This is a genomic window from Kitasatospora sp. NPDC127035, from assembly GCF_042726075.1.
In the GTDB taxonomy this organism is placed as follows: Bacteria; Actinomycetota; Actinomycetes; order Streptomycetales; family Streptomycetaceae; genus Kitasatospora.
Map to the genome: position 1 here is coordinate 35,831 of NZ_JBHXDN010000038.1, position 21,330 is coordinate 57,160.

15 protein-coding genes and 2 pseudogenes are annotated in these 21,330 nt (G+C 74.1%); 11 read left to right on the forward strand and 6 right to left on the reverse strand.

The genetic code is table 11. From position 1 onward, the window contains the following. Positions 1-499: 499 nt before the first annotated feature. Positions 500-1,207: a bifunctional DNA primase/polymerase gene (locus tag ACFWIC_RS24685; RefSeq protein WP_329883268.1), complete on the reverse strand. Its 708-nt coding sequence runs from the start codon at positions 1,205-1,207 to the stop codon at positions 500-502. 317 nt (positions 1,208-1,524) lie between these two features. On the opposite strand from ACFWIC_RS24685, the gene ACFWIC_RS24690 reads away from it, so the two are divergent. Together ACFWIC_RS24690 and ACFWIC_RS24695 are read left to right on the forward strand one after the other, a co-directional pair. Beyond that, the gene (locus ACFWIC_RS24690) at positions 1,525-2,901 is read left to right on the forward strand and encodes a transcriptional regulator (RefSeq protein WP_329952955.1); all 1,377 of its coding nucleotides are present in this window, start codon (positions 1,525-1,527) and stop codon (positions 2,899-2,901) included. A 174-nt stretch (positions 2,902-3,075) separates the two neighbouring features. After that, positions 3,076-4,230 carry a hypothetical protein gene (locus ACFWIC_RS24695; RefSeq protein WP_380520031.1) on the forward strand — a complete coding sequence of 385 codons (1,155 nt, stop codon included), beginning with the start codon at positions 3,076-3,078 and terminating at the stop codon, positions 4,228-4,230. Positions 4,231-4,331: 101 nt separating this feature from the next. Here the strand turns inward: ACFWIC_RS24695 and ACFWIC_RS24700 are convergent, their stop codons facing one another. Continuing rightward, positions 4,332-5,633 carry an ABC transporter substrate-binding protein gene (locus ACFWIC_RS24700; protein WP_329952957.1) on the reverse strand — a complete coding sequence of 434 codons (1,302 nt, stop codon included), beginning with the start codon at positions 5,631-5,633 and terminating at the stop codon, positions 4,332-4,334. Positions 5,634-5,806: 173 nt separating this feature from the next. On the opposite strand from ACFWIC_RS24700, the gene ACFWIC_RS24705 reads away from it, so the two are divergent. After that, positions 5,807-6,322: a hypothetical protein gene (locus ACFWIC_RS24705; protein ID WP_329883271.1), complete on the forward strand. Its 516-nt coding sequence runs from the start codon at positions 5,807-5,809 to the stop codon at positions 6,320-6,322. Between the two features lie 157 nt (positions 6,323-6,479). Continuing rightward, a complete protein-coding gene (gene purU, locus ACFWIC_RS24710; RefSeq protein WP_329883272.1) occupies positions 6,480-7,346 on the forward strand; it encodes a formyltetrahydrofolate deformylase in 867 nt (288 codons plus the stop codon). A 52-nt stretch (positions 7,347-7,398) separates the two neighbouring features. On the opposite strand, the gene ACFWIC_RS24715 is transcribed toward purU, so the two are convergent. After that, positions 7,399-8,601 (reverse strand): zf-HC2 domain-containing protein, encoded by a 1,203-nt coding sequence (locus ACFWIC_RS24715; RefSeq protein ID WP_380520032.1) that lies wholly within the window; start codon positions 8,599-8,601, stop codon positions 7,399-7,401. Continuing rightward, on the reverse strand, positions 8,598-9,239 hold the full coding sequence (locus ACFWIC_RS24720; RefSeq protein WP_329952959.1) for a sigma-70 family RNA polymerase sigma factor: 642 nt from the start codon (positions 9,237-9,239) through the stop codon (positions 8,598-8,600). Before ACFWIC_RS24720 ends, ACFWIC_RS24715 begins: the two co-directional genes overlap by 4 nt. A 586-nt stretch (positions 9,240-9,825) precedes the next feature. Between ACFWIC_RS24720 and ACFWIC_RS24725 the strand changes: the two genes are divergently transcribed. From ACFWIC_RS24725 to ACFWIC_RS24750, 6 genes and pseudogenes are all read left to right on the forward strand, one after another. Further along, on the forward strand, positions 9,826-10,326 hold the full coding sequence (locus ACFWIC_RS24725) for an ATP-binding protein (protein WP_329952960.1): 501 nt from the start codon (positions 9,826-9,828) through the stop codon (positions 10,324-10,326). Positions 10,327-10,882: 556 nt separating this feature from the next. Next, entirely contained in the window at positions 10,883-12,208 is a 1,326-nt protein-coding gene (locus ACFWIC_RS24730; RefSeq protein ID WP_380520033.1) for an MFS transporter, read from the forward strand. Between the two features lie 181 nt (positions 12,209-12,389). Continuing rightward, positions 12,390-12,917 carry a GNAT family N-acetyltransferase gene (locus tag ACFWIC_RS24735; protein WP_329883276.1) on the forward strand — a complete coding sequence of 176 codons (528 nt, stop codon included), beginning with the start codon at positions 12,390-12,392 and terminating at the stop codon, positions 12,915-12,917. Between the two features lie 119 nt (positions 12,918-13,036). Beyond that, positions 13,037-13,402 carry a DUF4229 domain-containing protein gene (locus ACFWIC_RS24740; protein WP_329883277.1) on the forward strand — a complete coding sequence of 122 codons (366 nt, stop codon included), beginning with the start codon at positions 13,037-13,039 and terminating at the stop codon, positions 13,400-13,402. Positions 13,403-13,617: 215 nt separating this feature from the next. After that, positions 13,618-14,592: a LacI family DNA-binding transcriptional regulator gene (locus ACFWIC_RS24745; RefSeq protein ID WP_380357529.1), complete on the forward strand. Its 975-nt coding sequence runs from the start codon at positions 13,618-13,620 to the stop codon at positions 14,590-14,592. A 114-nt stretch (positions 14,593-14,706) separates the two neighbouring features. Beyond that, a pseudogene (locus ACFWIC_RS24750) lies at positions 14,707-17,661 on the forward strand (SdrD B-like domain-containing protein); the annotation flags it as partial. A gap of 77 nt (positions 17,662-17,738) precedes the next feature. On the opposite strand, the pseudogene ACFWIC_RS24755 reads toward ACFWIC_RS24750, so the two are convergent. Then, positions 17,739-17,990 (reverse strand): annotated as a pseudogene (locus tag ACFWIC_RS24755) (hypothetical protein); the annotation flags it as partial. Between the two features lie 156 nt (positions 17,991-18,146). Beyond that, on the reverse strand, positions 18,147-19,391 hold the full coding sequence (locus ACFWIC_RS24760; RefSeq protein ID WP_380520034.1) for an MFS transporter: 1,245 nt from the start codon (positions 19,389-19,391) through the stop codon (positions 18,147-18,149). A 443-nt stretch (positions 19,392-19,834) separates the two neighbouring features. Between ACFWIC_RS24760 and ACFWIC_RS24765 the strand changes: the two genes are divergently transcribed. Beyond that, positions 19,835-21,181, forward strand: coding sequence for a dicarboxylate/amino acid:cation symporter (locus tag ACFWIC_RS24765; RefSeq protein WP_329952964.1), 1,347 nt, complete (start codon positions 19,835-19,837; stop codon positions 21,179-21,181). Positions 21,182-21,330 lie beyond the last annotated feature (149 nt).

Here is a 21,330-nt window from a genome sequence, read left to right on the forward strand (position 1 = left end):
CGGGGCGCCCCGACGGGGCGCGAGTCAGCCCGGGCCCTGTCGGCCCCGTCCCGGTTGGTCCGGGACGGCCGACAGGGCCCGGTGCTTTCCCCGAGCACCGGGCCCTGCTGGTCCCTCCCTCACCTGCCCTCCGTGCCACCGGCCTCCCCGAACCCGGCCGGTGACACGGCCCCCGCCTCCCTCCCGTCCCCTCCGTCCCTCCCGCTCCGCCTCGCCCGGCTTCCCCGTCCGAGCGCCCCGTCCTGCGGCCCCTCACAGGTGGATTCCTCCCCTCGGTCGATCATGGCAATCCTTGAGCGTTGTCACTCGTACGAGGGGCTTTCGCCTGTGACCAGCGGGTACACCGAAGCCTTATCCGGACATGCGTATGACGGGCCCCGTCTCCGGTGGGAGACAAGGCCCGTCACTCGCGCGCGGGGTCTCGCGCATCGCGCGCCCTCACCCGATAGGCGTAGGGCGGCCGTTCGGGGGCGACCGGCGGGCTGCTCGGCCGGGCGGCTCAGCGCACCGCCGCCGGCTGGGCCGAGCGGTCCGGGAGCGAGGGCGCCTCGCGGCCGCACGCGTACGCCAGCGGACTGATCAGCTCGGCGGCGTCCGGCAGCCAGCGGTTCAGCGCGGAGGGCGAGCGGGCCCACTGGGCGAACCCGGTCGGGCCGACCCGGGACGGCGGGGCGACCGTCCAGTCCCCCTCGCCGCGGGCCACCAGGTCCAGCCGGCCGGTCGGCCAGCCGAGCTTGCGGAGCATCTCCGGCAGCTTGGCCGCCACGCCCGGCAGGACCAGGAAGTGCAGCCGCCGACCGTACCGCCCCGACGAGGCCGGGGCGACGACCACCGGGCCGAGCTGGAGGCCCATCCGCTCCATCCGGGCCAGCGCCAGGCAGCCCGCCACCTCCGGCACGTCCAGCACGTCGAAGGACCGGCCGGTGGGCAGCAGGATCGACGCCTCCGGCCGCTCCGTCCACCAGCGCCGCACCGCGCCCGGCCCGGCGCTCGCCTTGCGCGCCCAGTCCGAGTCGATCGGGTGGGCGCCGGGCAGCGGGCAGCGCGGGTCCGCGCAGGAGCAGCGGGCCGGGCCGTCACCGTCGATCAGCCAGGCGCCCGGCGCGACCTCCCAGTGACGGTTCTCGGCGTAGCCGACGGCTTCGATGAGCAGCGGGGGCAGTCCGGCGTTGCCGCCCTGGTCGGGGGAGTCGGGGGTGTCTTCCACGGGCTGCTCAACTACCGTGCGTGAGGCTGGTTACGGTCCGGTGCGGGACGTTCCGCCGGGCGGGGGCAATTCACCCGAACCGGTGAGGCGAACCGTGTGGAAGAGCGCCGGGGGGAGGCGAGGTGGGCGCAGTGGGGGCGCACGGGAGCATATTCCCGGGCGCGTGGGGGGTGGGGATCGTCACCGTGGGTATCCCGCTGGCGTTGCTGATCGCTAACCTGATGTCAGATTCCTTTGACGGTCGGACAGTCGGCAACAGAGATCAGCAGAAAGCGTCGCCCGCCGGCCGGACCGGAGGGTGTGGGGAGGCGAAGCCAATGGCCGCGAGACCACTTGTCGCACGACAGCCCAACGAGCGTCTGCAGCAGCTGATCCAGGAGGCCAGCTGCTCCAACGCCGGTCTGGCACGGAGAGTCAACCTCTGCGGTGCCGAACACGGCCTGGACCTGCGCTACGACAAGACCTCCGTCGCGCGCTGGCTCCGCGGCCAGCAGCCGCGGGGGCAGGCACCGGCGGTGATCGCCGAGGCGCTCGGCCGCAAGCTGGGGCGGAGCGTGTCGGTCGAGGAGATCGGCATGGCCGACGGCAAGAACCTCAGCTCCGGGATCGGGTTGCAGTTCGCGCCGACGCTGGGTGCCGCACTGGAGCAGGTCTGCGAGCTGTGGCGCAGCGACGTCGGCCGCCGGGACTTCCTGACCGGGGCGACGGTGGCGGCCTCCGCCCTGGTCGAGCCCAGCCGGGACTGGCTGATCACCCCGCCCGACCCGGTGGTGGCGCGGACCGGCGGCACGCGGGTCGGCCCGACCGACGTCGCGGCCATCAAGGCGACCACCGCGATGCTGGTCGACCTGGACCACAGGTTCGGCAGCGGCCACGTCCGCCCGGTGGTGGTGCACTACCTCAACAGCGTGGTCTCCGGCCTGCTCGGCGGTGCCTACCGCGAGGAGACCGGACGCCAACTCTTCGCCGCGGTAGCGCGGTTGACGGAGCTGGCGGGCTACATGGCGGTGGACACCGGCCAGCCCGGCCTGGCCCAGCGCTACTACATCCAGGCGCTGCGGCTGGCGCAGGCCGCCGACGACCGCGGCTACGGCGGGTACGTGCTGGCGGCCTCGATGAGCCACCTGGCGGCGACCCTCGGCAACCCGCGGGAGATCGCCCAGCTCGCCCGCGCCGCCCAGGAGGGCGCCCGTTCGGTGGCCACTCCGACGGCGATGGCGATGTTCCTCGCGGCGGAGGCGCGCGGGCACGCCCTGCTCGGCGACGCCCGGGCCTGCGAGGCGGTGGCCGCCAAGGCGCTGGAGATGATGGAGAAGCGCCGCCCGGAGGACGACCCGGACTGGATCGTCCACTTCGACGACGCCTACCTCGCGGACGAGCTGGCCCACTGCCACCGCGACCTCGAACAGGCCGGCCAGGCCGAGCACTACGCCCGCCGGGCGCTCGACCTGCACCCGCCGACCCGGGTCCGGCGCCGCGCGGTGGACCTGGTCCTGCTGGCGACGGCGCAGCTGCAGCAGCGGGACGTCGAACGGGCCTGCGAGACCGGGGCCCAGGCGGTCCGGCTGCTGAGCGGGCTGCGGTCCAACCGGGGCGTGGAGTACCTGGACGAGTTCCGGCGCAGGCTGGAGCCGTTCCGGGAGCAGCGGGTGGTCCGCGAGTTCCAGGCCCGGGCCGAGGCGGAGGCCGCCTGAGCGGAAGGTCGGCGGGGCGCGTGCAGGGTCGGTGAGGGACGGACCGCCCACGTGGTCGGCCGGTTCGTCGAACCGGTAGCGTGGGCGCGACGTCCAAGGAACTGTGATGCTCCCAAGAACCGACGAGATGTGGTCCGCCGTCAGCGCGCGGTCCTGCACAGGTGAGGAATCGCGTTGAGCCAGCGCCGCTCGTACCCCAACTCGGGTGACTTCAACCTGGACGACCTGTTCCGCCCGGAGCCCGGCCAGCAGCAGGGGCAGCCGCAGGGCCAGCCCCCGGTGCCCCCGGGCCAGCTCGCCGGCCCCCCGCAGGGCCACCCGCAGCCGGGCCGGCCCTCCGGGCAGCCCGAGTACCTCGGCGACAGCGCGTTGCCGACCCAGGCCATCCCCGCGCAGTCGGGCACCTGGGGCGGTGCGCCGCAGCCCGGTTACCCCGGCACGCCGCAGCCCGACCCGGCCCCGGCGACGCAGTACCTGCCGCCGTACCCGACCGGCGGCCCGCCGGCGCCGGGCGGCTACCCGGCCGCCGGGCCCGGCTACGCCCCGCCGGCGCAGGCGTACCCGCACCAGCCCGAGCCGGGCTACCAGGGCTACCCGCCGGCCGCGCAGGACTACCCGGGGCAGGAGTACCGGGAGCACCCGACCCAGGAGACCCCGGGGGGCCCGGGCGGCGGCCGTGGCGGGCGTTCGTCCACCAAGCTGATCGTCGGCGCGGTGGTGGCCGGTTGCCTGGCGGCGGCCGTCCTGGTCGCCGTGCTGATGGACAAGGACGAGCCGACCGGCCAGGAGCCGAAGGCCACCCCCGTGGCCACCGGCGGCGCCGCCGCCGGCAGCGCGGGCCCCACCCCGACCGCCGGTCCGTCGACGGCCACCGTCAGCCCCGAGGTCAAGGCCCAGGCGCAGGCGCTCTCCGACCTGCTGGGCACCGCCAACGACAGCCGCCAGGCGGTGGTGAGCGCGGTCGCTTCGGTGCAGAAGTGCGAGAAGCTGCCCGAGTCGCAGCAGGCGCTGACGGCCGCCGCCGGCCAGCGGCGGGAGCTGCAGACCAAGCTCGCCGCGCTGAAGACGGACAAGCTGCCCGGTGGTCAGCAGCTGGTCGAGCAGCTCAACGCGGCCTGGCAGGCCTCGGCGGGTGCCGACGACGAGTACGCGGCCTGGGCCGGGGACGCGCAGGGCGGCTGCGAGCCCAAGAAGACCGATAACCAGCACTACAAGAACGCCGTGCAGGCCAGTGGCACCGCCACCACCGCCAAGAAGCAGGCGGCCGGGCTCTGGAACACCGTCGCCGGTCAGACCGGCCTGCCGACCCGCACCGACGGCGACCTCTGAGCCGTCCGCGGCCGGACCGCCCCCGCCGGACCGCCCCGCGGCGCCCGGGCACGCCGGAGGGCCCGGACCGGGCGGTCCGGGCCCTCCGGGACGGGCGTGGGTCAGGCCGGCGGCTTGCCCCCGGTGAGGACCCAGCGCACGTCCACGAAGCCGGGCCGCTGCAGGGTCATCTGGCCGCCCTTGACCACCTGGTAGGTGACCCAGGTGTTCACCAGCCGGGGGGACTCGGTGCTGGGCAGCATGTTGGTGGTGCCCCAGTTCAGCGGCGGGGTGAGCCCGACGTCGATCTGCTCGCCGCTGTCCAGCAGCGCGGAGACGGCCTTGCTGCCGATCGGCCGGCCGGCCGCGTTCAGCCGCTCGGCGATCTGCCTGAACACCTGGTAGGCGACCCAGGTGGTCTGCACCCCGGGGTCGGCGGCGTCGATGGTCCGGCCGTTGGCGGTGTCGGCCTGGATCACGGCGCGCAGGCCGTCCCAGACCTTGGCCGACTCCGGCGGGTACCAGCCGGTCACGAAGGCGCCGGACAGCGGGCCGGAGTCGCCGCCGGTGGAGTTGACCACCGACTGCTGCACGCTCCCGATCACCGAGGCGATCCGGGTGTTCTTCGGACCGACCCGGCGGTAGGCGTCGAGCAGGTTGCCGGTCGGCTCGGCGCCCAGCGCGCTGGTGACGCAGTTGCCCGGCTGGTCGGTGCCGATCGCCTTGCGAACGGTCGGGCTGTAGTCGTTGGACTTCTCCGGCGCCTTGACGTCCAGCAGCTTGATCCCGGCCGGCTTGAGCGCGTTGCCCAGGTACCCGAGCAGGTTGTCACCGGCCGGGGTGTCCGGACGGATCAGGGCGACCGCCTTGCAGCCGGCCTCCACCAGCTGGCGGCCGCTGCCGCCGATCAGGGCCGGCATGCCGCCGCCCACCGGGTAGGAGAGCGGGCTGCTGAACTCCGGCTGGGAGAGGCCGTAGCCGCCGATCAGCGGGATGCCGGCCCGCTCCAGGGCGGGCATGAAGTCGTCGCCGTACTGGCTGTAGGAGCCGATCACCGCGACCGCCTTGGCGTCCACCGCCTGCTGCGCGCAGGCCTTGGCCCCGTCGGAGCTGTTGTGCTCGTTGCAGGTGATCACACGGAGCCGGCGGCCGTGGAGGCCGCCCTTGAGGTTGATGTCCCGGCCGATCGCCTCGGCCAGGGCGGTCATCCCGGGGCGGTCGGCCGCGCCGGTGTCGGCCGGGGCCCACGTCATCACGGTGAGTTCGCCGCTGCCGGTGGCGGCGTCGGCCGGTCCGCCGCACGCGGAGGCCGAGAAGAGGGTTGGGAGCAGCGCCGCGGTGGTGGCGGCGGCAGCGATCGGGCGCCGGCGGCGCCGTCCCGCGTTCGGGTGCATGTCCTGGGACGAGCCTCGTCGGCCGGTCATCGGTCTTCCCTCCCTGGGCGCCGTACTGCGCACGGGGACCAGCCAAGCCTTGACGCCGCAAGCCGAGAGGGCCGAAAAGCGAACGGACGGGAAACGACAGCAGAACTCGGGGCACGGACGCGTGTAGAGCGGGAGTGGAGTACGAACGGTGGGGGAACGTACGATCGTCGTTCATGTCCGCCAGCACAGATTCTTCGTATCGGTCTGCCCGAAACCCTTCTCGTCCGGGCCACCGCTCCAGCACGATGGGCGGCATGTCGCTCAACGACCTGCCCTGGTGGCGCTGGCGGGCCCGCCTCCGCTCGGCGCTCCACATGCTTTCCGACCCCGGGTTCCAGCAGGACACCTGGCTGACCGGCCGGGAGGGGTACGGCGACGTGACCGACGCCGTCTACCGGCTGGTCGAGGACACCTGGCTGGACCGCTGGTCGGCCGAGAAGTACGTCGGAACGATCTTCCGGGACTCCGCCGAGGCCGCGCTGGTCGACGTGGCGGTGCTGCGGGTGGTGCAGATCCTGCACCAGGTCGGTGCGGACGCCCCGACCTCCGCGTACCTGGCGCACCAGGACTGGCCGGAGGCGGTCCGGGCGGCCCGCGAGGCGCACGTCAGGCTCGCGGCCGGCGACGGCGACGACCCGGACGCCCCGCCGCGTTCGCTGGACGTGCTGCGGATCCTGACCCAGGTCTGAGGCCCGTCCGGGGAGCGGTCCGCGCCCCGTCGGGCCGGGTCCGGGGCCCGTCGCGCAGGCCCGTCTTGGAGTGCGGGCAGCCGGACCGGGCCCGTCCCGGAGTGTGAAACGCTGGACCATTCACACTCGCACGAGCTCAGGACGGGACACCACCACCGTGGAACAGCAGCCGGCCAGCGCCCAGTACGTCCTCACGCTGTCCTGCCCCGACAAGCAGGGCATCGTCCACGCGGTCTCCAGTTACCTCTTCATGACCGGGTGCAACATCATCGACAGCCAGCAGTTCGGTGACGGGGACAGCGGTCTGTTCTTCATGCGGGTGCACTTCTCCGCCGTCGAGCCGGTGACGGCCGACAAGCTCCGGGCCAGTTTCGCCGCGATCGGGGCCTCGTTCGGGATGGACTGGCAGATCCACCCGAGCGAGGACAGGCTCCGGATCGTCCTGATGGTCAGCAAGTTCGGGCACTGCCTCAACGACCTGCTGTTCCGCACCCGGATCGGCGCGCTGCCGGTGGAGATCGCCGCGGTGGTCTCCAACCACACCGACTTCCAGGACCTGACCGAGGGCTACGGCATCCCGTTCCACCACATCCCGGTCACCCGGGACACCAAGGACGACGCCGAGCAGCAGCTGCTGGACCTGGTCGCCAAGGAGAACGTCGAACTGGTCGTGCTCGCCCGCTACATGCAGGTGCTCTCGGACCGCCTCTGCACGGAGCTCTCCGGCAAGGTGATCAACATCCACCACTCCTTCCTGCCGAGCTTCAAGGGCGCCAAGCCGTACCACCAGGCGCACGCCCGGGGCGTGAAGCTGATCGGCGCCACGGCGCACTACGTGACCGCCGACCTCGACGAGGGCCCGATCATCGAGCAGGAGGTGGCCCGGGTGACCCACGACGTCACCCCGGACCAGCTGGTCGCGCTCGGCCGGGACGTCGAGTGCCAGGCGCTGGCCCGAGCGGTGAAGTGGCACAGCGAGCGCCGGGTGCTGCTGAACGGGACGCGCACCGTCGTCTTCACCTGATCCTCCGGGGTACCGGCCCCCGGCGGTCCGGTACCGCCGGGGCCGTTCGCGGTCAGGGCCGCGAGAGCAGCGGCGTCGCGCGCAGCACCTCACGGATCGCGGCCCGGTCGCCGTGCTCGCCGACCGGTACCCGGTCCGGGTCGCGGTGCGCGGCGGCCAGCTGGCAGAACTCCAGCCCGTCCAGCACCAGGGCGGCCACCGGCTCGCCCCCGGGCGGACCGGACTCCGGTCCGTCCAGCGGTATCAGCCACTCGCCGGCGGCCGGGCCGTCGATCACCAGCCTGACCCGTCGTCCGGTCCGCTCGCCGCCGGTCCGGCCCTCCGCCCGGCTCTCGGGCGCGCCCGCGGGCGCCCCGGCGTGCTCGGGGCGGGCCGCGCGCTGCCCGGCCAGGGCGAACGGCAGCATCCGGACGGCCAGGTCGATCATCTGCCGCAGGTGCTGCGGGGCCGGCGGGTCGTACGGGTAGGCGACCGCCCGGGCCACGTCCTCGCCGTGCACGTAGCACTCGAAGGCCCGGTCGACGAAGGCGTCCCGCAGCGGGACGGTCGCGAAGCCGAAGTCGACCGGGGTGTTGCCCTGCGGGGCGAGCGCGGCGGAGCGGACCAGCTCGTGGCAGTGCCGGCGCCACCTGGCGCGCACCCGCTGCGGCGGCTGCCCGGCCTGCTCGGCGGTCAGCCGGGCGGTCCGCTCGGTGATCCCGGCCCAGCGCGGGACGCCCTGCGGCGGCACCCGGGGGAGCGGCGGGACGGCCTCCTGCGGCGGCACCCGCCGGGCGACGGCCGGTGCGACGCCGCCCGGGACGGGGTCGGGCAGGCCGAGGGCGACGGCCAGGTAGCCGTCCACGGCGGCGAGGTGGCAGAGCACCTCGGCCGGCCGCAGGTACTCGGTGCCGCCGTGCCAGGGGAGTTCGGCCACCTCCTGCCACTCCTCCGGGCCGAGGTCGCGGAGCAGCGCGTCGAGCTTGGCGGTCTCGGCCGTGTAGGGCGCGCCCCAGACCGGGACGGGCAGGTCGGCCGGGCGGCGGGCGAGGCACCAGTCGAGCACCTGCTGGCGCAGCGGGCCGGGCTGGTCGAGGGGCTCCTCCACGCCGAGCCAGCCGGCCGCCTCGCGCAGCCGGGCCGCCTCCGCGGCGCACCCCGGGCAGGCCCGCAGGTGCTCTTCCAGTTCGGCGGCCTCGCGGTGCGGGACGGCGCCGAGGGCCCAGGCACCGAGCAGGGAGCGCAGGGCCTCGTGCCGGTCGTCGGCGATCGTCACGCCTCCCCGCCCTCCTTCCGCTGCCCGTTGCCGCAGTCCCGGCCGTCCGTGCCGCCATGGTCCCCCGGCGCCGGGGTGCGCCGGTGGCGGGAGCGTTCCTCTTCGAGTTCGGTGGCCAGGAGCTCCAGACCGAGCCGCATCCGCTGTTTGGCGGTCTGTTCGCTGATGCCGAGCCGGTGGGCGGTCTCCTGGTAGGTGCGGCCGTCGTAGTAGGACTCGGCGATGGTCTCACGCAGGGGTTGCGGCAGGGAGGCGACCACGTACTGGACGCGGGCGGCGGTGGCCACCGTCCGGATCTCCTCCTCGGCGGCGCCGTCCTCACCGGCTGCGGCCGGTCCGGCCTCGGCGGCGCGGCGGGCCCGCAGCCGGTCCACGGCGCGGCGGTGGGTGAGTGCGCCGAGCCAGGAGCGGAGCGAGCCGCGGGCCGGGTCGAAGGCCTCGGGGTGCTCCCAGACGTGGGCGAATATCTCGCGCGTGAGCTGGGCGGCGGCCGTCTGGTCGGCGAGTATCCGGCCGGCCAACCCGTGGACCATCGGCGCGAGTTGGTCGTACAGCTCGCCGAGGGCGGTCTCCTCGCCGCGGGCCAGGCGCCGCTGGAGCTGTTCGTCCCAGCGAGGGGCGCCGTCGGTGGTGGCCATCGGTCACCACCCCTCCTGCCGTGCGGACCGCTGACGTGCCCCACGGTATCCCGCGCCGTTCGGGCGGTGGAGGGATTCGGTGAAGAACGGAGGAGCCGGTTTCGGATGGTCGGATCGTGGGATCTGCCGTCGATCCGGCCGTCGCGCCGGGCCTGTTCGAAGGTGGCTGGACATATGTTGCACGGGTGGTTCGCGAGTGGCGGGAGCGGCGGCGGGGGCGGGCGGCGGTAGGTTCACCACTGCATCCCCGGCCGGTCGGGCCGGGCCGAGCGATCGCCGGTCCGAGGCTCGCCAGAGTGAGCGGGACAGTATGCCCTGCGCTGTCCCCCGATCGCTGGAATATGCCCGAAGCGCTTGCTGCGGCCGGTCCGCCGAATCATCCTGAGGCGTGTTCGTGTCGCGGCCGGTGCGCGACGGACGAGGTGACGCGGGTGCGTCGTACCGGGTGTGACGTGCGGCGGCCCGACGGGCGGCTGCCGACCCGGGGGACGGCGACCCGATGGGCGGCCCGGTGTGTGCCCGGGCAGGCCGGGTGATCAGGCCAGGCCGGGACGATGGCCGAACTGCGAGTGCAGGTGGTGGAGCAGTGCAGGTTCTACAGGTACAGCTGGCGGTGCAGGCGGACCCCGCCGAGGTCGGCCGGGCCCGCCGGTGGGTGCGCTCACGGCTGCTCAACCACGGCGTCGACCCGGACGCGCCCATCGCCGAGACGGTCGTGCTGGTGGTCTCCGAACTGGTGACCAACGCGGTGGTGCACACCGGCTGTCCGGCCGTGCTGAGGCTCTGCTTCCCGATCGGCGGGGGCCCGGCCGAGGCCGCACCGGCCGCCGGGGTGCGTGAGGCGGCGACGGTCGGCCCGCTGCGGGTCGAGGTCGCCGACGCCAGCCAGGCCGCCCCCGCCCCCCGGCACGCCGGGCCGGACGTGGACGCCACCAACGGCCGGGGCCTGGAGCTGGTCGAGCTGCTCTGCGACCGCTGGGGCTGGTACCCGGACGGGGCCGGCAAACGGGTCTGGTGCGAGATCAGCCCGGACTCCCGGCCGACGGACCCGCTGGCCGCCGTGGACTGGGCCGCGCTGGTCCAGTAGTGACGGGTGCTCACCCGGCACCCGGCCGTCGTGCACGGCTGCGGAGCCCCGACGGAGCCCCGACGGAGCGTCCGAACGGGGCGCGCGGCGGCCCGGTGATCGTCGGGCCGAAAGCTGACGCAACCATTCCGAATTTCGGACAACCCATTGACGTGACGTATCCGACTGATCACGCTTGGGTGCAGCTCTTCGTTGCGAGGGGACGCCGAGGGAACACCCGAACGCCGCTGCGGTGCTGCTGTCCAGGGGGATCACGTCAGCAGGGGGGCCGCGGTCTGTCGTCGTGTGCTGGCTCCTTGGCGAGTGCGGAGGGTGCGGCGCGGGTTCAGGGCCCGTGCGTCGAGGTTGGATGGCGGCCGGCCGTGCCGTGCTCGGGGTGCGTGCGGCCCGCCGTCATCCGATCTGCCCGTGGGGGCGGTTGTTTTCGGCCACCGGGGCCGCCGGCCGAACGACCGGTTCCGGTCGGCCGGTTCCTGCCCCTCACTGGCCCGATTCCGACGAAATTCGGCAGTCCCGCCCCTCGTCGCCCGCCGGTCCCTTCGGGAGACTCTGGCGGGTGAACGAACCGCCCGCCCCCGCCCGCCCCACCGCCCCCGGTTCCGCCCGGGTGCTCCCCGCCGCCCGTGCGCCCCGGGTGCACTACGCCTGGGTGGTGGCCGCCGTCTCGCTGGTGGTGCTGCTCGGCTCGGCCGGATTCCGCTCCACGCCCAGCCTGATGATGGATGCGCTGCACCACGAGTTCGGCTGGTCGACGGGCACGATATCCAGCGCCACCTCGGTCAACCTCACCCTCTACGGACTCACCGCCCCCTTCGCCGCCGCGCTGATGGACCGGTTCGGCGTGCGGCTGGTGGTGGTCTGCGCGCTGCTGACCATCTCGGTCGGCGCCGGTCTGACCATGCTGATGCGCGAGCCCTGGCAACTGGTGCTCTGCTGGGGAGTGCTGGTGGGTCTCGGCAGCGGCTCGATGGCCGGCGCGTTCGCCACCACGATCACCGGCCGCTGGTTCCAGGCCCGGCAGGGGCTGGTCACCGGGGTGCTGACGGCCGCCGGAGCGGCGGGCAACCTGGTCTTCCTGCCGGTCGGCGCCTGGCTGGTCGAGCAGCACGGCTGGCGTTCGGCCGTCGTGGTGGTCTCGCTGGCGGCGACCGCCGTCGCCGTCCCGGTGCTGCTCCTGATGCGTGAGCGGCCCGCCGACCTGGGCCTGCTCCCGTACGGCGCGACCGAGGAGCCCCCCGCCCCGGCGACCGACGGGCGGGCGCTGGCCCGTTCGCTGCGGGTGCTCCGCAGGGCGTCCCGGAGCCGGGCGTTCTGGCTGCTGGCCTCCTCCTTCGCGATCTGCGGCGCGACCACCGCCGGCCTGGTCGGCACCCACTTCATCCCGGCCGCCCACGACCACGGACTGCCGGTCACCACGGCGGCGAGCCTGCTGGCGCTGATCGGCGTCTTCGACGTGGTCGGCACCGTCGCCAGCGGCTGGTTCACCGACCGCTTCGACGCCGGCCGGCTGCTGGTCGTCTACTACGCGCTGCGCGGGCTCTCGCTGCTCCTGCTGCCGCAGTTGTTCGCGGGTACGCCGGAGCCGCCGATCCTGGCCTTCGTGATCTTCTACGGACTGGACTGGGTGGCCACCGTGCCGCCGACCGTCGCGCTCTGCCGTCACCACTTCGGCGCCGACGCACCGATCGTGTTCGGCTGGGTGCTGGCCTGCCACCAGATCGGCGCGGCCGTGGTCGCCGGGCTGGCCGGGCTCTCCCGGGACGCGTTCGGCGACTACGACCTCGCCTGGTACGCGGCCGGGGGACTCTGCGCGATCGCCGTCGTCCTCTGCCTGGCGCTCCGGGAGGCCCGGCCGGAGCGGATCGACCCGGCGCTGTCGTGAGGGGCCCTTCGTGAGCACGGCCCACCCTGAGGGCGGCCCACCCTGAGCACGGCCCACCGTAAGGGTGGCCCACCGTGAGGGCGGACTGCCGGGGGTTGCCGGGGGCTGCCGGGGTGTCCTCCCGGAGGGTGGCGGCCTGTCGCCGGGGTCATGTCGTAAGGGGCGACTAGGCTTCGCGCCCATGACGCTCATCTTCACCCTCGACCCCGACCTCGACCCCGGTCTGCGCGGCGAGATCACCCGGCTGTGGACCGAGGCCAGCAACGCCGGCGGCGCGGTGGGCTTCGTGCCCCCGGTCACCGAGGACGAGGTCTGGGTCACCGCCGAGAAGCAGTTCGCCGGAATCGCGCCGGCCGGGCCGGACCGGCTGCTGGTGGCCCGGGAGGCCGGGACGGGACGGCTGGCCGGTCTGCTGGTCTTCGAGTCGATGCGCTTCGAACTGATGGAGCACTGGCGGGTGCTCTCCCGGGTGATGGTGCACCCCGAGCTCCAGGGGCGCGGCTACGGCGCGGTGCTGATGGCCGAGGCCGAACGGATCGCCCGGGAGTGGGGCCTGGCAGGTCTGCGGCTCCACCTGCGCGGCGGGCTCGGCCTGGAGTCGTTCTACGGGCGCAGCGGCTACACCGAGGCCGGCCGGGTCCCGGGTGCCATCCGGATCGCGCCCGGTGACGACCGCGACGAGGTCACCATGTGGCTCGACCTGCGCTGACCGCACCCCCGGCGGAGCGCCTTCCGCCCGGGGACGGCGGACCCGTTCCCCGGCGGGCCGCCCGGGCATGCTTCACTGGGAGACCGGCCAGCCCCCGCGCAGAGAAGGACGTGTCCCCGGTGAGCAGCACTGTGAGCAAGAAGTCGCACGCCACACTCCGCTACACCTCCATGCGGGTCTCCATCTTCCTCGGCTGCCTGCTGGTCGCCCTGCTGCTGGGGCACTTCCAGGTGATCCCGGTCAAGGGCCAGTCCGGCACGGTCTTCCTGTTCCTGCTGGCCGCCCTCGTCTCGGCGCCGCTCAGCTACGTGCTGCTGCACAGGCAGCGCGACGACATGTCGGCCGAGATCTCCGGCCGGGTGGACGGCATCCGGACGCGGACGGCGCAGAAGATCGCCGCCCAGAACGCCGAGGAGGACGCGGCCGACGACGCCGCCCGCTCGGCGGCGGCCACGTCCGCCCGGACCGCCGCCGCGCCGAACTGACCAGCGCCGCCGACGTGCCCCGCTCCGGTCCCGCCACGCCAGGCGCCGTCCCCGACGACGCCGGGCCCGGTGACGTCGTACCGCCGGGGACGCCGGCCGGTGCGACGGGTCCGCCCGGTGCCGCCGGTGCCGGGTCCCCGGAGCACGCGGTCGAGGGCGACGGGCCCGCGGCCGGTACCTGGCCGGCCCCCGTCCGGCGGCCCACCGGCCGGGACGTGGCACGGCTCGCCGGGGTCTCCCAGGCCACCGTCTCGCTGGTGTTCTCCGGCTCGGAGGCGGGCCGCCGGGTCTCCGACGCCACCCGGGAACGGGTCCGCGAGGCCGCACGCGGGCTCGGCTACCGCCCGCAGGCGGCCGGCCGGCAGCTGCGCCTCGGCCGCAGCGGCATGATCCTGCTGGCCGTGCCGAACATCCTCGGCCCGTTCTTCGGCCGGGTGCTGGAGGGCGTCCACGAGGAGGCGGGCAAGCACGGCCTGGCCGTCGTGGTCAGCTCCGGCTGGGGGAGCGCGACCCTCGCCGAGGCCGCCACCACCAGCCGGTTCGACGGCCTGCTGATCTGCTCCCCGGACGACAGCCAGCTCGGCGAACTGCCCGCCGACACCCCCGCGGTCTTCCTGGACGCAGACCCGGGCACCGACCGCGCCCGCCCGACGGTCGAGCTGGACGTGGCCGGCGGCATGCGCGCCGCCGTCGAGCACCTGGCGGCCCTGGGCCACCGCCGGATCGGCCGGCTCCGCTCCACCCACTCCGCCTACACCTTCCGGGTCCGCCAGGCCGCCTTCGAGGAGGCCGTCCGGTCGCTCGGCCTGGACGTGCTCGAACTGGGCGTCAGCCTGAACGAGGGCCAGTCCGCGGCGCGCGTCGCCGCCCACCGGCTGCTGGAGCACCCGGCCCGTCCGCGGGCGGTGATCTGCGACGACGACGTGGTCGCCTCGGGCGTCTACCAGGCCGCCGCCGAACTCGGCCTGCGGGTGCCCGCCGACCTCTCGGTGGTCGGTATCGACAACGTCCCGGTGGCCGCGCTGCTCGCCCCGCCGCTCACCACCGTCGACCTGCCGGGCGAGGAACTGGGCCGGGCCGGTGTCGCGGCGCTCGCCCGGCTGCTCCGCGGCGAGCCGGTGGCGCCGGTGGCGCCGCTCGCCACCTCGCTGGTGCTGCGGTCCTCCACCGCTCCGGGGCGGACGGACTGACCGTCCGTTCCGGAGCGGTGGACCGCTCGACCGGGCTGGGCCCGACGGGTGAAATATCGTCATACGGACTCGCGCCGACGCCGTGGCCGGCTGGGCGGGCGATGAGATTCCGATATGTGGACGTTTCGACCTAAACCCTCACGCCTGCCACTCCTGGCCGCATCCCTGGGCCTGATCGGTGGCACCCTGCTGACCGGCACCCTGACCGCCCCGCCCGCCGAGGCCGCCGTCACCTTCACGAAGTCGGTGGACAAGCCCAACCCGGTACCCGGCGAGAACGTCACCTACACACTGCGCTACACCTGCTCGGTCAGCGACTGCGTCAACGGGCAGATCGTCGACACGCTCCCGGCCGGGATGGAGTTCGTCGGCTGGACTCCGGACGCCTCCACCGTCGACGTCCCCAACTCCACCGTCCCGGCGCCCGGCACCGTGGGCGGCACCCTCACGGCCAAGCTGCAGGACCTCACCCCGGGGACCACCGCCACCATCAACGTGGTCCTGAGGTACCCCAACTTCACCACCGCCAACGGCACCCAGAGCACCAACTCGGCCACCCTCACCGCCGACGGGGAACAGCCCCAGACCGGTACGGCCGGCACCACCGCCGTGGTCCAGCCCAGCTACACCACCACCAAGGGTGTCCAGGGCAGCAGCCAGGACGGCCGCTCGGTCACCTACCAGTTCAGCGCCTGCTCGACCGCCAACGTGCCCAACGTCGACCTGGACGGCAGCCGGCTGGTCGACACCCTGCCGCCCGGTGCGGTGGTGGACACCGGCCGCTCCCCGGGCTGGGTCAACGACCCGGCGGGCTCGACCACCTGGGTGTACGACATCGGCGCCTTCCGGGCCGGCAACGGCCAGGCCGGCTGCCGGATCCCCGGCGTCCTGGTGGTCAACTACCCCGACCCGACGTTCCCCAGCGGCACCACCTCCACCAACACCGTGACGCTCCAGGGCGACCCGCTCGGCCCCGAACCGCAGCGGGACCTCTCCACCGCCACCGCCGAGACCCCGGTCTTCCAGCCGCCCGTCACCGGCATCCAGGTCGGCGCCTCCAAGGTGTGGCAGACGACCTCGGTCTCCGGCGACCTCACCTCCTTCAGCCTGCGCCCCAGCAACGTCGCCGGTCCGATCACCGGCCTGGTGGTGACCGACCCGGGCACCGGCACCACCGCCAACCTGTACAACTGGCTGATCCCGCAGTCCATCCAGCTGGAGGCGTGGAACCCGACCTCGATCGGTCTCGCCCTGGAGTACCGGCTGGACGGCGACCCCGCCTGGCAGACCTTCACCCCGGGCACCCCGCTGAACGGGTCCGGCACCCGCCGGATCACCTTCGCCACGGGCGCCGGCGACCCGGCCAACGACGTGCTCGGCATCCCGGCCGGCCGCTACCTCGACGGCCTGCGGTTCACCTGGACCGGCCCGATCCCGACCGGCTGGAGCCCCGGCAACTCCGTCCAGCTGCTCGCCCAGACCATCACCCCCGGCCACGACGGGCGCCCCGCGCCCGTCCCGCTGCGCAACTGCGTCGACGTGGTCGGCACCGACGCGGCCGGCGACACCTCGGCCGCCAACGACTGCGCCGACTCCACCGTCACCGCCGCCACCAACCTGGGTGCCGCCAAGACCACCGTGGCCGGCGCCGTGCTCTCCCCCGGCGGGGTGGCCACCTTCCAGATCACCCCGTACAACCGGACCGGCCGCACCCTCGACCGTCCGCTCGTCCTCTACGACCTGCTGCCGCCCGGCATGGTCTACGTCGAGGGCAGCGCGCGCCCTGACCCCGCCTACGCGGAGTCGGTCGCCCCGGAGTCCGTCGCGGTGCTGCCCGGTCCCGACGGGCGGCAGCTGCTCAAGCTGACCTGGCCGGCCGGAAGCCCCGACATGATGTACCTGAACGACCACCGGGCCTACCGGACCCTGATCGACGTCCAGGTGGCCGGCAGCGCCCGCCCCGGCACCCTGACCAACGACGTGTACGTCACCACCGAGGGCAGCGGCCCCCCGGTCGCCTGCTTCTACTTCGGCAGTGACAGCGGGGTGCCGGACGCCCAGGACCTCGACAAGGACGGCGACGCCACCGAGACCCTGTGCCACGCCTCCTCGCAGGTCGAGGTGCAGGTGCCGGCCGTGCTGCGGTCCTACAAGGAGGTCAGGGGCGACCTCGACCCCGACTACACCACCACCGGAACCACCCGGCCCGGCGGCGGCATCTCCTACCGGCTGACCGTCCGCAACGACTCCGCCGACCCGGTCACCGAGTTCGTCGCGTACGACAAGCTGCCCACCCCCGGCGACGGGTACGTGCTGCGGCCGGACACCCCGCGCAGCTCGGCCTGGACACCCTCCCTGGTGGAGCCGCTGACCTCCAGCGACCCGACCGTGGTGATCGAGTACACCACCTCGCCCGACCCCTGCCTGCCCGCCGACTTCGCGGTGCCCGGCCCGTGCGACGCCGGCGCGCAGTGGAGCACGGCCTTCCCCGGCCCCGGCACCGCCACCTGGTTCCGGGTGGCCCGCCCCGGCACGCTCGCCCCCGGCGCACTGTTCACCCTGACCTGGCCCATGGTCGCCTCGTTCGACGCGGGCGCGGACGAGTTCGCCTGGAACAGCTTCGCCTACTCCGCCACCGACGCCTCCGGCCGTCCGTTCCTGCCCGCCGAACCGGCCAAGGTCGGGGTCGGCGTCGAGCAGGCCGTCCCGCCGGCCAACGCGCTCGGCGACTTCGTCTGGAACGACCTCAACGGCGACGGCATCCAGCAGCCCGGTGAACCCGGCGTCCCCGGCGTGCGGGTCGAGCTGCTGGACGGCGAGGGCCGGGCGGTCCGGGACAAGAGCGGCCGGCCGGTCGCCGCGGTCACGGACGCGAGCGGGCACTACCTGTTCGAGCAGCTGCCGGACGGGGTGTACGCGGTGCGGTTCGACCTGACCACGCTGCCCGAGGGGGCCACGGTGACCCGGCGGGCCGCCGGGGCGGACCGGGAGCTGGACTCGGACGCGGACCCGACGACCGGAGTGACCCAGACGGTCACGCTGGCCGGCGGGACGCGGGACCTCGGCCTGGACCTGGGACTGGTGCTTCCCACACCGTCGCCCTCGCCCTCGCCGTCCCCGTCCCCGTCGCCGTCCCCGTCCCCGACCGTCTCGCCGTCGCCGACCGCCTCCCCGTCTCCGACGGTCTCCCCGTCCCCGACGGTGTCGCCCACCTCGTCGACGTCCACGGCCGTTCCCTCGCCGTCGCCGACGGTCGAGCCCTCGTCGCCGACGCACTCGCCGACGCACCGGCCCACGACCCACCACCCCACGACCCACCATCCGAAGCCGACGCACTCGTCCGGCCACGGCGGTGAGCTGCCCGACACCGGCGGCGGACCGGGCACCCTGATCGGCATCCTCGCGGCCGCCGTGCTCGGTACCGGCCTGCTGCTCGCCCTGATCGTCTGGGGAGGCCGAGGCCGCCACAGCTGAGGCACCGGCCAGGAGAAAGTGACTGCGCCCGTCGGCCGGACCACCGGCCCGACGGGCGCAGCCACGTCTTCGGGGCGGGCTCAGCCCACCGGCACCGGCACCGGTCCGGCGTCGGCGGGCGCGCCGGAGCCCGCCGGGCCGGCGGCGGGGACGACCCGGAACCAGCGGCGGGCGCCGAACAGCAGCAGCCCGCCCAGGCCGATGCCGCCCGCCGCACAGAGCGCCACCGAGCGCAGCGATCCCTCGGCGAGGTGGCCCGAGACCGCGTAGCCGAGCGAGTTGCCGGTCGCGAAGAGCGTGACCAGCCAGGCGAAGGCCTCGGTCACGGTGCCGACCGGGGCCAGCTCGGCGACCAGGACGAACGCCGCCGCCAGCAGCGGGGCGAGGGCGATCCCGGAGACGAACGCCAGTCCGGCCATCGCGGCCGGTCCCGGAACCAGGAGCAGCGGCAGGTAGGAGGCGGCCATGCCGAGCGCCATCAGCCCGGTGCGGGTGGCGGTGGAGCTGCGCCACTTCACTGCGCCGTAGGCGAGCGCCCCGAGCAGCCCGCCGAGCGCGGCCAGCGCCAGCAGGGTGCCCGCGCCGCCCGGGAGCCCGTCCGTCCGCTCGTGGGCCTCCGCGTAGGCGATGAACAGCACGTTCTGCGCACCGACCGCCCAGCCGGCGCCGGCCAGGCCGACCAGCAGCAGCACCAGTCCGGGGGAGCGGAGCGGTCCGAGCAGGCCCGCCGAGTGCTCGCGCGGCGGCGCCTGCCAGGCCCGGGCCGGTGCGGTGGTGGCCACGATCAGGGCCCCGGCCAGCCCCAGCCCGGCCGCCACCCAGAGTGCCGCGACCGGGCTGGCCGCACCGGCGATCCCGGCCACCGCGAGCGGACCGGCGACGTAGAGGATCTGCTGGGCGGCGGAGTCGAACGCGTAGGCGGTGTCGAGCTGTTCGTCCTCGACGACGTCCGGCCAGAGCGAGCGGAGGCAGGGTTCGAGCGGCGGCATGGCCAGGCCGGCGATCGCGGCGCCGACCGGCGCGGCCAGGGCCGATCCGGGAGCCAGCGCGAGCAGGGTGTACCCGCCGCCGGCGACCACGGCGGAGAGGAGCAGGACGCGGGGCTGCCCCGTCCGGTCCACGATCCGGCCGAGCACCGGTCCGCCGACCGCCGCCGCGATCGCGTACGCGGCGGTGGCCAGGCCGATCCGGCTGTACGGCGCGCCGGCCTCGCGCAGGGCGAGCGCGATCACCAGGGCGGTCATGCCGGCCGGGAGGCGGCCGAGCAGGGTACCGAGGAGCAGGCGGCCGACGTGCGGGGCGCGGAGCAGGGCGAGGTAGCCCATGGGCGGGGTTCTCCGGTCTGGGCGGTGGGCGTGGAGGGGGCGCCACCCAAGTTATACGTATAACCGGCAGGCGGTCAATCGGGGCGGGCGGTCGATCTGATGGGGCGTCAGCTTCGTTCGTGTCCGGACTCCGACCGGGCCGCGAGTGGGCGCATGTCCGGAACTCAAACAACTACTTTGAACATCTCAAACCTTTACTGCTAACGTATCGGCCATGACCACCTCAGACGCACTCCGGATGCACGGCCTGGGCTCGCAGCCCGGCGCCGCCCGCGGGTGCCGTCTGCCCGGTGCTGTGGACAGCCCGCGCCGTTGTCGCGCGATGAGCTGTATTCCGGCGGCACGCCCCTGACCGGGGCCGGTCCTCCTCCCCCGGCCCCCGCCGTGTCGCCTTCCCCGCCCCGCCTCACCGTCAGCAACGCCTCCCCCGGAGCCGCACCGTCATGTCCACAGCGCCCGAGGCGACCTCGTCGCCGTCCGTGCTCGCCAGAATCCGCAAGACCCCCTTCTGGGTCCAGATCGTCGCCGGCCTCGTGCTCGGCATCGGGCTCGGTTACCTGGCCCGCGCGGCCGACATCTCCTGGCTGGCCACCACCCTGGAGACGATCGGCAAGATCTTCGTCCAGCTGCTGAAGCTCGCCGTCCCCCCGCTGGTCTTCACCGCGATCCTGGTAAGCGTCGCCAACCTGCGCAACGTGACCAACGCGGCCCGCCTGGCCGTCCGCACGCTGCTCTGGTTCCTGATCACCTCGCTGATCGCGGTGGCCATCGGCCTCGGCCTCGGCCTGCTGACCAACCCGGGCGAGGGCACCGACCTCAAGACCGAGGGCCTCAAGGCGCCGAAGTCCACCGGCAGCTGGATCGACTTCCTGACCGGGATCTTCCCGACCAACATCGTCACCGCGTTCACCGAGGTCGAGGTCCTGCAGATCGTCTTCCTGGCGGTCGTGGCCGGCGCGGCGATCCTCAAGCTCGGCGCGAAGGCCGAGCCGGTCCTCAAGCTCAGCGAGTCCGTCCTGGAGCTGATCCAGACCGCCCTGTGGTGGGTCATCCGGCTCTCGCCGCTCGGCACCCTCGGCCTCATCGGCAAGTCCGTCGCCAAGTACGGCTGGGACCTGCTGAAGCCCTTCACCGTCCTGACCGTCGACATCTACGTCGGTTGCGCGCTGGTGCTGTTCGTCGTCTACTCCCTGCTGCTGAAGTTCGCCGCCGGCCTCAACCCGCTGAACTTCTTCAAGGGCGCCTGGCCCGCCATCCAGCTGGCCTTCGTCTCCCGCTCCTCGGTCGGCACCCTGCCGGTCACCCGTCGCGTCACCGAGCGCCTCGGCGTGCCGAGCGAGTACGCCTCGTTCGCGGTGCCGTTCGGTGCCACCACGAAGATGGACGGCTGCGCCGCGATCTACCCGTCGCTGGCCGCGATCTTCGTCGCCCAGGTCTACGGCATCGACCTCGGCATCAAGGACTACCTGCTGATCGCCTTCGTCTCGGTCGTCGGCTCGGCCGCCACGGCCGGTCTCACCGGCGCGATCGTGATGCTGACCCTGACCCTCTCCACCCTGGGCCTGCCCCTGGAGGGCGTCGGCCTGCTGCTGGCGATCGACCCGATCCTCGACATGATCCGCACCGCGACCAACGTCGCCGGCCAGGCCCTCGTGCCGATCGTGGTCGCCGCCCGGGAGAAGACCCTCGACCTGGTGGCCTACAACAACCCCACCGGCGACCTCTACGCGGACGCCCCGGCGGCCGTCGTCCCGGCGCAGTCCGGCCCGAAGGCCGCGGCCACGGCCTGACCGGTTCCGCGCAGGGCCCCCTCCCCGCCGGGGAGGGGGCCCTGCGCATGCCCGCGGAGGGGGCGCGGCACAGCCCCCGGCGCCGGAAGAGGCAGGGGGCCCACCGAAAACGGCGGGCCCCCTTGGGTGTTGCTCTCTTGTGCTCTGGT

What these genes read in the sequence shown, in the direction of transcription:
- ACFWIC_RS24705 (WP_329883271.1), top strand. Translation starts at nt 5,807, where the DNA reads ATGTCCGCCAGCACAGATTCTTCGTATCGGTCTGCCCGAAACCCTTCT.
- ACFWIC_RS24720 (WP_329952959.1), bottom strand. Translation starts at nt 9,239, where the DNA reads ATGGCCACCACCGACGGCGCCCCTCGCTGGGACGAACAGCTCCAGCGG.
- ACFWIC_RS24700 (WP_329952957.1), bottom strand. Translation starts at nt 5,633, where the DNA reads ATGACCGGCCGACGAGGCTCGTCCCAGGACATGCACCCGAACGCGGGA.
- ACFWIC_RS24735 (WP_329883276.1), top strand. Translation starts at nt 12,390, where the DNA reads ATGACGCTCATCTTCACCCTCGACCCCGACCTCGACCCCGGTCTGCGC.
- ACFWIC_RS24760 (WP_380520034.1), bottom strand. Translation starts at nt 19,391, where the DNA reads ATGGGCTACCTCGCCCTGCTCCGCGCCCCGCACGTCGGCCGCCTGCTC.
- ACFWIC_RS24765 (WP_329952964.1), top strand. Translation starts at nt 19,835, where the DNA reads ATGTCCACAGCGCCCGAGGCGACCTCGTCGCCGTCCGTGCTCGCCAGA.
- ACFWIC_RS24690 (WP_329952955.1), top strand. Translation starts at nt 1,525, where the DNA reads ATGGCCGCGAGACCACTTGTCGCACGACAGCCCAACGAGCGTCTGCAG.